Source organism: Streptomyces sp. NPDC058877 (assembly GCF_042742855.1).
Lineage (GTDB): Bacteria > Actinomycetota > Actinomycetes > Streptomycetales > Streptomycetaceae > Streptomyces.
The window spans coordinates 1-8,915 of record NZ_JBHYMF010000250.1 but is presented as its reverse complement, the minus strand read 5'-3'; the positions used below and the strand labels follow the sequence as shown (position 1 = coordinate 8,915).

Below are 8,915 nucleotides of genomic sequence, written 5' to 3'. Positions count from 1 at the left end.
CAGCAGGCGTGGATCAACGACCCGGCCAAGCGCCGCGAGCCCGCAGCACAAACCTCATAGCGTCACGACTGTCTCACTGGACTTGAAATCTTCCGCTTCGACAAGACCCCGGAGAGCTATGAGGCCGGACTGCATCTATGCGGTGCGATGCTCTGGCTCCGCAGCATCGCACCGCAGTCGTGATCGGAACTCCAGACAGGACCTAGGGCCAGCGTCTTTCGTCGCAAGCCGGACGGGCCACTGGGAGGAGAGCCTTCCCGGTCCCCCGCACGGAACCGGACGAGCACTGCTCGGCTACGCGTCCCAGGCTCCCCGGTTGTCGTCGCCGTCGCCGAGGCGGGTCAGGCGCAGCTCGATCCGCTCGTAGACCGAGGCGGCGATTTCCCGGTCGCCGCTGCCGTCCGAGGCGGTGCCGATGACGGCGTTCAGGCTAATCAGCAGCGCGATCAGCGAGCTGCCGGACAAGGGCGCGAAGATCCGCTTGTCGGCCTCGTCGGTAACGCGTGGTGGGACGCGGAAGTGAGGGCGGCCGGCGGTGAGGGTGGTGAGAAACTCCCAGGTGTCGCGGTGGCAGCGCAGGTCGGAGGTTACCGCCGGAGACGAGGCCCCGCGGTGCGGAAGGCCGCGAGGCCGCTCGGTGTGGCCGAGACGGCCACACCGAGCGGGGAGCGTCGTCAGCGTCCGGTGAACGTGGGCGGACGCTTCTGAAGGAAGGCCCGCATGCCCTCCTTCTGGTCTTCGGTCGCGAACAGCGCGTGGAAGGAGCGGCGCTCGAACCGGAGTCCGTGGCTGAGCCCCACCTCCAGGGACTGGTCCACCGCTTCGCGGGCGGCACGCACCGCGGCACGGCCGAGACCGGCCACGGTCGCAGCGATGTCGGCGGCCTCTCCCGCGAGGTCGGCCGCAGGCACCACCCGGGAGACGAGACCGGCGCGTTCGGCTTCCTCGGCGCTCATCCGACGCCCCGTCAGGATGAGGTCCATGGCCTTGGCCCGGCCCACCAGACGCGTCAGCCGCTGGGTCCCGCCGATGCCGGGCATGACGCCCAGCAGGACTTCGGGCTGCCCGAACACGGCCCGGTCGGATGCGACGACTATGTCGCACATCATCGCCAGTTCGCAGCCGCCGCCCAAGGCGTAGCCGTCGACTGCGGCAACCTTCGGCGTGCGCAGGGCGGCGAACTCCTCCCATCGGGCGAAGTAGTCCTCCTCCGCCATTTCGGGGGCCGATCGATCGACCATCTCCGCGATGTCCGCGCCCGCGGCGAACACGCCGTCGGATCCGGTGACGACGAAGCAACCGACCTCCGGATCTTCGTCCAGCGGGGCGAGCGTGCCGAGGAGTTCCTCCAACAGCGCGCCGTTCAGTGCGTTGCGAACGGCCGGGCGGTGCAGTTGGACGGTGACCACCGCCCGGTCCCGCCGTACGACGATGTGGTGCAGGTTCGATTCGTTCACGGTGTGCTTTCCCTTCGTTCGGTCAGGAGTCCCAGATCGCGCCGTAGGCGGGGATGCCCAGGCGTTCCAGACCGTGGACCACCTTCCAGGTCACGCGCTTGTTGGAGATGCAGATCACGGCCTCGGCTCCGCATTCCTGCCGTGCCTGGTAGGCGAGTCGCACCATGTCGGGCTTGCCGCGGACGGAGGTGTCCCAGATGGTGGCGTCCGGCTGTGCGGCGAGGATCTCCTCGACAAGGGCGTCGCCGTAGGTCTCCCGCGGGGACCGTGTGACCCACACCAGACGGGCGGGTACCTCGGCAGCGAGCAGGTGTGGCAGGCACGGACCGATGCCGCTGCCCGTCGCCACGTACACCACCTTGGTGAACAGCGTCTCGATGTTCGCCACTCCGGCCGTGGTGATGCCCTTGACCCAGACCTCTTCCGGGGCGTCGTCGATGAACGACCCGGTCCAGTCACCGGCTCGTGACACGGTCAGCCGAAAGCCGCTGCGTCCGGGAGCGGGCACGTTCGCGAACGAATGCCACTCCCACAGTGGACGGCGACTGATCGCCGTCGACGAGCCCGCGAACGGAGTGTGCCCGTGGTCGAAATTCACCAACGCCACATGGGAGGAGGGGCGTTCGAGTGACACCGGCACCTTGCGCAGGCGCAGCCACGGCAGGGCGACGCTGAACGTCACGAGCACGAGCAACCAGGTCTGCGGAGCGGTGAGCACGGAGCGGCCGTCCCCGTGCACGAGGATCAGCGTGTGCCACCAGAACAGCGCGAGAGCCGCCCAGCCGCCGAAGCGGTGGGTCCGTTCGAAGACGTCGTGAAATCGACCGCGCACCGGCGGTAGTGCGGTGACCACCAAGACGCCCAGTAGGACCGCCAGGGCGGAGGAGACGGCCAGCAGCGCCGGGTCCGCGTCCGTGATGGCCAGCTGGACGAGTAGCGTCATGAACCATGCGGTGCCGCACACCGCACCGCCCACGTGCAGGCCTCCGAAGTGGTAGACCTTGCCGAGCGTCCAGCGCAGTCGCAGCGGCCAGGAGGTAGGGGCTGCGGTGGCCACCCGGAACAGTGCGTTGATGACGTACTGCTGCCGGATCAGGATGGCGAGGGCCATGTTCACCAGTACGGCATCAGCGGAGGTTCGTGGGTCGATCCCGCCGGGCGCGGCGGCTCCGGCGACGGCCAGGTTGACCAGCAGGACCAGGGCGATCAATCGGTTGTAGTGCATCAGGCGCGGATGCTTGAGCACACGGCGCAGCAGTGGCAGCGGATCCGGCAGGCCGGCTGCGGACTCCGAGGGGGCCCGGCCGTGCTGCGGGCCGCGTGCCTGCGTGGGCGAGGCGGAGGCCGTCATGCGATGCCGCCCCCTTCCGCGAGTCGGCGGAGCGCGGCCTTGTCGACCTTGCCGCGGTCGGTTTGCGGTAGGTGCGACAAGGGGTGCACGACGGCGGGCACGCAGTAGTAGGGCAAGGCGTCGGCGACGGCCGCGCGGGCCGCCTCCGTGTCCACCAGGGCGGGCGTGACGAAGGAGGTCAGGGTGCGGTCGTCGGTCTTGAGGGTCACGGCCCGTTCGCAGCCGGGCACCGATTCCAGCACGGCGGAGACCGCATCGAGTTCCACCCGGAACCCGCGTACCTTGACCTGGTCGTCGGTGCGTCCCAGGTGCTCCAGCTCGCCCTCGGCCGTCCAGCGTCCGAGGTCGCGGGTGCGGAACATGAGTCGAGGGCCGCCGAGGAACGGATCGGGCGCGTACCGCTCGCCGTTGAGGACCGGGTCGGCGAGGTACCCGGCGGACACGCCGTCACCGCCCGCCCACATCTCGCCGACCTCTCCCGGGGCGCAGAGCCGCCCCTGCGGGTCGAGGATGTAGACGGTGTTGTTGGGCGTGGGCCGCCCGATCGTCAACGACGGCGCAGTGGGACAGTGCCGTTGGAGGGTGTTCACGATGGTGGTCTCCGTCGGGCCGCAGCCGTTGTAGAAGGCACAGCGGCGCGACCACGTGTCGGCCAGCGCACGCGGACACGGTTCGCCGGCCACCGCAACCACGCGTACCCGCGCGCAGTCATCGGGGTCGATCGTCGCGAGCACACTGGGCGTCGCGATGATCACGTCTGCGTCACGCACCGCCGCCGCGGCATCGCTACCGCGCACGACCAGGGTGGCCCCGTGGGTGAGGGCTCCGAGGATCTCCCACGCGGCCATGTCGAAGGCGATGTTGAGGATCTGGCCGACCCGCCAGCCAGGTCGGATCCCGAGGTCTCCCGGTGTGGTGAGCAGCAGGTTGCAGACATTGCGATGGGTGACGGCAACTCCATTGGGGCGGCCGGTCGTTCCGGAGGTGAACAGGACGTAGCAGACGTCATCGGGCTGGACGGGGCGCAGCGGCCGGAACCCGGAGGCGTGCGGGGCCAGAGGCTCCTCCAGCATCCTGTCCACCGCCACGAGCCGGGTTCCCGTCGGCACGGGGAGCTTGTCCGCGTAGGCCGATGTCGTCAGCACCACCCTGATCCCGGCGGTGTGCACCACGTGCTCCAACTGTGCGGCGGGGGCCTGCTCCGCGTCCTGCGGCACGTAGGCGGCGCCGGTCTTGAGTATCGCGACGACGCCGATCAGCAAGGGCAGCGACCGTCGCATGAACAGTCCGACCCGGTCGCCGGGACGCACACCCTGCTCGACGAGCAGCGCGGCGAGGCGGTTCGCCCGGGCGTCCAGCTCGCCGTAGGTCAGCGTCCGGCCCCCGTGTTCGGCGGCCGTCGCGTGAGGTCGGGCCGCAGCGAATTCTTCGATCGGATGATGGATGCAGGGGTGTGACGGTGTCGCGGCGGGCCCCTGGCCGAATTGGTGGAGCATCCACCGTTGATCTCCCGGCAGATGGGCGAGGGGGGCCGGATCCCACGAGGGTTGCCGGGCGTGCGGGTGGGGGGGACGGCGGGCGCGGAAAGAGGCATCGGCGATGCGATGCGCCTGCGACGGCATCGCGGTGTTCAGGAACAGTTGCTCGGTCATCTCAAACTCCCGAAGGGTGGGGCGGTCAGAGAATGCGGCGGGTGGTGACCACGAGGTCTGTACCAAGGGCACCAGTTCGATCAGTCCCCGGAAGTCGAGACGGGCGCCGCGTCAGACTTTCGTAAGGTCCGTGGTGGGTGCCGCGCATGCGACCGAGCCGCTTTCGGCAGTGGCTCCGTGGGCTCCCTCGCGCTCGAAGTCGGTGTGACCCGGGACGACGGACGGCCCTCGGCCGCAGCCCCGGCGACGTCGCCGGGGGCGTTCACGACCAGCACGGTGGGACCGGCCGCGATCGGCAGGGCGGCCGTTCTGAACCGGTCGGCGACCTCGCGCCGGTCGGTGTGCCGGGCCGGGAAGGCCTCAAGCAGCCGATGGGTCTCCACGGCGGGTTCGGTTCACGCCTTCGGGTGGTAGACGGGTCATGAAACGCGCTCGACCGGCTCGTCCGCGACGTCGGGCACGGAAGGCTGCGGAACCAACGGAGTGCCCGGGCCCTCGACAGCGTCGTGTGGAATCAACACCGCCAACGATCGGGACTCCGCCACGGCATCACCCCGGTTGACCGGACCGTTTCACTCCGGGGACAAGGCCCCCCGTTGCTGCTCTGCTCCTTGTCGCTGTTGGGTGATCATGCCGTGGGCCGCCAGCAGTCGTCCTTCTCGGGAGGTTGCCCGTCGTGGTCAATGCGAAAAGCCCATCCGTGCGTTGTCAAGTCCCGTTTTCGGCCGAGGCCGGAAAATGCCGTCTGTTGTCGACAGTGTGCACTGTGTAGTTTGCCGCTGTTACGTCATGGGCGGAGGGGGCTGATGGTGGCAGCGGTGAATCCTGAGGCGGGTTACTCGTGCCAATCGAAGAGCAAGCGCACAGGCCTTTACCCGGCCAGTGCCGACTTCGGCGCGAGCGCCTGCGCCACGATCCACTCGCCTGTCGCCAACGGGCAGGGCCGGCTGGCACGGGCCTGGAGCGTGTTGTGCCCGGATAACAGCGAGGATCTGATCGAGCAGAAGGTCGGCGGGACCATCCTGGCCGCGGACGACTACTCCAGCGGCATGATGTGCATCAACCTCGACAACCTGCAGGGCGCCACCACCGATGTCCGTGAGGTGGAATCCGTCACCGGGATCTCCGCCACTGCCGAAGCGGCGATGGAATACAAGGGCTTCTCCGCCTCCCTGAGCACCACGGTCAGCCATCAACTGCGCACCCGGGTCGCCACCGAGAGCACCCAGGTCAGCAGCACCACGGTCACGGTCGAACGCGAGTACCTCGCCAACGGCAAACGACCGGCCCAGAGCCTCTGGTTCCGCGCCGACCGCTACGTCCCGGAACGCACCGACGGCAGCAGGGTCATGGAGTGGCAGACCACCACCGACCAGGACACGGTCGACAGCGTCTACCCACCCGCCACCGGCTGACGCCCGCGCCGGCGCACCGATTCCCTCGGGGGACGCGGCACCGGTCGTCTGTCGGCCGCTGTCGCCACCCCGTCACGGCCGATCGGCGCGCTGGGGAATGCCGGTCCCGGAGGGGGCTGTGGCTGGCATGCACTCGCAGGGGGCACCAACCTCCGCTTGATGTGGAGGCTTTCCTGCGGGCGTTTGCGTTGCGGAAACGTTCATCAATGGCACCCGGGCTGTCCGGTGGGGCAGTTCTCCGTGCAGCGATCCGTGATCGCGGGCACTCTGCACCTCGGGCACCCTGCGACGTCTGGTCTGCCGCCTCGGCGCGCATGGCCGCGAACCAAAGCGCACGGCTCGCCCCGGGCCGGCGTCCGCACACTGACCCTCTCCAAACCGTCGACGAGCGCAGCGGGCGTTCATCGGGAGAGGAAACCCCACTCAGAGGAGTTTTGATTGTCGTACGCAAATGCTTACCAGAGTCAGGTCTTCGCCGCGGGCGGGAGTCCTTTCCCGTTCACCGTCCAAGGGCTGGAGGACCGGGCTCGCGAGGTCCTGTCGCGGCCCCGTTTCGACTACATCGCGGGCGGTGCCGGACAGGAACGGACCGTGGCGGCCAACGAGGACGCCTTCGCGCGCTGGGGCCTGAACTACCGGGTCCTGCGCGACGGAAGGGCCGCCGATCCCTCGTGCACGGTGTTGGGCACGCCCATGGCTGCGCCGGTGATGCTGGCCCCGGCCGGAGTGGCCGATCTGGCCCATCCCGAGGCGGAGCGGGCGGCGGCACGGGCCGCCGCCGACGCGGGCCTGGTCCAGGTGCTGTCGTCGGCGACCTCGACCTCTCTGGAGGAGGTCGCCGAGGCCGCCCCCGGGGGGCGGCGGTGGTTCCAGTTCGCCTGGCCCGACGACGAGAAACTGGCTCGCTCGCTCATCGAGCGGGCGGAGAGCGCCGGGTACTGCGCCGTCGTCCTCCAAGGGGACTGCCACGTCGCGGGCTGGCGCACCCGCGAACTCGACTCGGGCTTCTTCCCCTTCCGGCACGGTCACGGCCTCGGCAACTACCTCTCCGATCCCCGGTTCCGCGAACTTGCCGGAATCAGCCTCCCGCCCGCCGGGCGCACCGCCCCCGGGCCGGCGGACGTGCAAGCCGCCGCGGCCGCCTGGAACCGCCTCTACACCCGACCCGCCCTCCGTCCCGCGGACCTCGCGCTCCTGCGTTCCTGGACCGAACTGCCCGTGATCGTGAAGGGAGTCTGCCGGCCGGACGAGGCCGCACTCCTCGTCGACGAGGGCGCCGACGGACTCATCGTCTCCAACCACGGGGGACGCCAACTCGACAGCGGAGTCGCATCCCTCGACTGCCTTCCCGGCGTGTCCGAGGCCGTCGCCGGCCGGGTGCCCGTCCTGTTCGACTCGGGCGTCCGCACCGGGACGGACGTCCTGATCGCCCTCGCGCTGGGGGCGAGCGCCGTCATGATCGGCCGCCCCTGGCTCTACGGCCTGGCCGTAGGAGGCCAGGACGGCGTCGCGCACGTCCTGCGCTGCCTGGAAGCCGAGTTCACCGGCGCGCTCACCCTCGCCGGACACCACCGGCCCGACACCCTCTCGCCCGCCGACCTCACCCCCGTCACCACCCCCCGGAGTGCCCGATGACCACCCGCACCGAACGCTACGGCGATCAGATCTTCAGCCACACCGGTACGGACGAGAAGGCCCGGCTGACCGCCCTGGCCGACGTCCTCGACCCGGTCTCCGTCAACGCCCTGTCCGCGCCCGTGCCCGGTCCCGTGCGTCGCTGCCTGGAACTCGCCGCAGGGACCGGCAGCGTGGCCCTGCGGATGCTCGACCTCTTCCCCTCCGCCCACGTCACCGCCACCGAACTCGACCTCCGCTTCCTGGAGGCGATACGCGGGGACCGGCTGGACGTCCTGCGCCATGACATCACCACCGACGAGTTTGCCGACGGCTCCTTCGACGTGATCCACGTCCGCTACCTCCTGCACCACCTGCCCACCCGTGCGGAGGTCTTCGCCCGGATCGTCCGCTGGCTCGCTCCCGGTGGCCGTCTGGTCATCGAGGAGCCCGCGCTGTTCTCCCTGGAAGCCGCGCGGGACGAGACCTACCGGAGGGTCTCCCTGGGTGCCCTGCACGTCCTGACCGACCGCCTCGGCACCGACTGCACCCACTGGGGCCTCGACCTGCCCCGTACCGCCGCCGCCCACGGCCTCACGGACGCGAGCCTGCGCACCACCGTGCCGACCGTCGCCCACGACACCCCCATGGGCCGCTTCTGGCGTCTGACCCTGGACCATCTCGGCCCGGCCATCGCCGAACTCCCCGGCATCCTTCCCGGTGACGTCCCTACCATCCTCGACCGGCTCTCCCGTCCCGGACTCGTCGAGATGGGCATGGCCACGGTCACCCTGACCGCCACCAAACCCGCGTTCTGACAACACGTCGAAAATCGATTGCGTGTTCGCGATCGTCCAAGGTCGGCAGCGACTCCCTCTCGTGCGGATGTGCGACAAGGGCCCGGGATTCGTCGGGACGCATCGTGCGGAGCCCGCGCCACACCGTCCCGGAAGTCGCTTCCGGCATCGCGGAGGTGCGGGCGGCTGGACGCGTTTCCGACGTCTCCGGCGCCCGTGGGCGTCACCGGACGTGCCGCGGCAAGTGACCGCCTCGACTCGACAAGTTCCGGCCGGCGACCCGCCAGGCCCGTCACGTCGGCGGGCGTGATGCCAAACCCGAGCGGGCGACACCTGCCTTCCCCAGCAAGACGGATCTTGCTCGTGAGCCCGCCTCGCGAGCGTCCCAGGGCCTCATCGGGACGGTGACGCGGCAGGCTCCTACGCCGACTCGGGATCTTCGAGGCACGGGTGGAGGCACCAGCCGCGTGCTGATGAGCGCGGCGAGCCGTGGAATCGACGCTGACCATGCTCCAGTCGATCCGCCCCTCGGCAGGTCGTGTCCCGCCACGTGGTGTAGAGGATCACGTTCCGCTTCGCCAGCGTGCCACCTGTGACCACCGCGTTGGTGCCGAGGGGGCAGTAGTGAT

Annotated in this window: 7 protein-coding genes and 1 pseudogene; 3 read left to right on the top strand and 5 right to left on the bottom strand. The window is 69.8% G+C overall.

Features of this window, described 5'->3' with window-relative positions:
- Window positions 1–294: 294 nt before the first annotated feature.
- From ACFW2Y_RS32720 to ACFW2Y_RS32705, 4 genes are all read right to left on the bottom strand, one after another.
- Window positions 295–465: a hypothetical protein gene (locus tag ACFW2Y_RS32720; protein WP_384886402.1), complete on the bottom strand. Its 171-nt coding sequence runs from the start codon at window positions 463–465 to the stop codon at window positions 295–297.
- Between the two features lie 209 nt (window positions 466–674).
- Window positions 675–1,457, bottom strand: a complete 783-nt coding sequence (locus tag ACFW2Y_RS32715; RefSeq protein ID WP_384886399.1) for an enoyl-CoA hydratase-related protein — start codon at window positions 1,455–1,457, stop codon at window positions 675–677.
- 22 nt (window positions 1,458–1,479) lie between these two features.
- Window positions 1,480–2,808 (bottom strand): hypothetical protein, encoded by a 1,329-nt coding sequence (locus tag ACFW2Y_RS32710; RefSeq protein ID WP_384886396.1) that lies wholly within the window; start codon window positions 2,806–2,808, stop codon window positions 1,480–1,482.
- Complete coding sequence (locus tag ACFW2Y_RS32705) at window positions 2,805–4,304, bottom strand: amino acid adenylation domain-containing protein (RefSeq protein WP_384886404.1); 1,500 nt, start codon at window positions 4,302–4,304, stop codon at window positions 2,805–2,807. Before ACFW2Y_RS32705 ends, ACFW2Y_RS32710 begins: the two co-directional genes overlap by 4 nt.
- A 974-nt stretch (window positions 4,305–5,278) precedes the next feature.
- Between ACFW2Y_RS32705 and ACFW2Y_RS32700 the strand changes: the two genes are divergently transcribed.
- The 3 genes from ACFW2Y_RS32700 to ACFW2Y_RS32690 all read left to right on the top strand — a co-directional run bounded on the left by ACFW2Y_RS32700 (window position 5,279) and on the right by ACFW2Y_RS32690 (window position 8,307).
- Entirely contained in the window at window positions 5,279–5,875 is a 597-nt protein-coding gene (locus tag ACFW2Y_RS32700; protein WP_384886394.1) for a hypothetical protein, read from the top strand.
- A gap of 438 nt (window positions 5,876–6,313) precedes the next feature.
- Complete coding sequence (locus ACFW2Y_RS32695; RefSeq protein ID WP_384886391.1) at window positions 6,314–7,510, top strand: alpha-hydroxy-acid oxidizing protein; 1,197 nt, start codon at window positions 6,314–6,316, stop codon at window positions 7,508–7,510.
- The gene (locus ACFW2Y_RS32690) at window positions 7,507–8,307 is read left to right on the top strand and encodes a class I SAM-dependent methyltransferase (protein WP_384886389.1); all 801 of its coding nucleotides are present in this window, start codon (window positions 7,507–7,509) and stop codon (window positions 8,305–8,307) included. The genes ACFW2Y_RS32695 and ACFW2Y_RS32690 overlap by 4 nt, the downstream gene beginning before the upstream one ends.
- Before the next feature lie 149 nt (window positions 8,308–8,456).
- Here the strand turns inward: ACFW2Y_RS32690 and ACFW2Y_RS32685 are convergent.
- Window positions 8,457–8,819 (bottom strand): annotated as a pseudogene (locus ACFW2Y_RS32685) (IS5/IS1182 family transposase); the annotation flags it as partial.
- Window positions 8,820–8,915 lie beyond the last annotated feature (96 nt).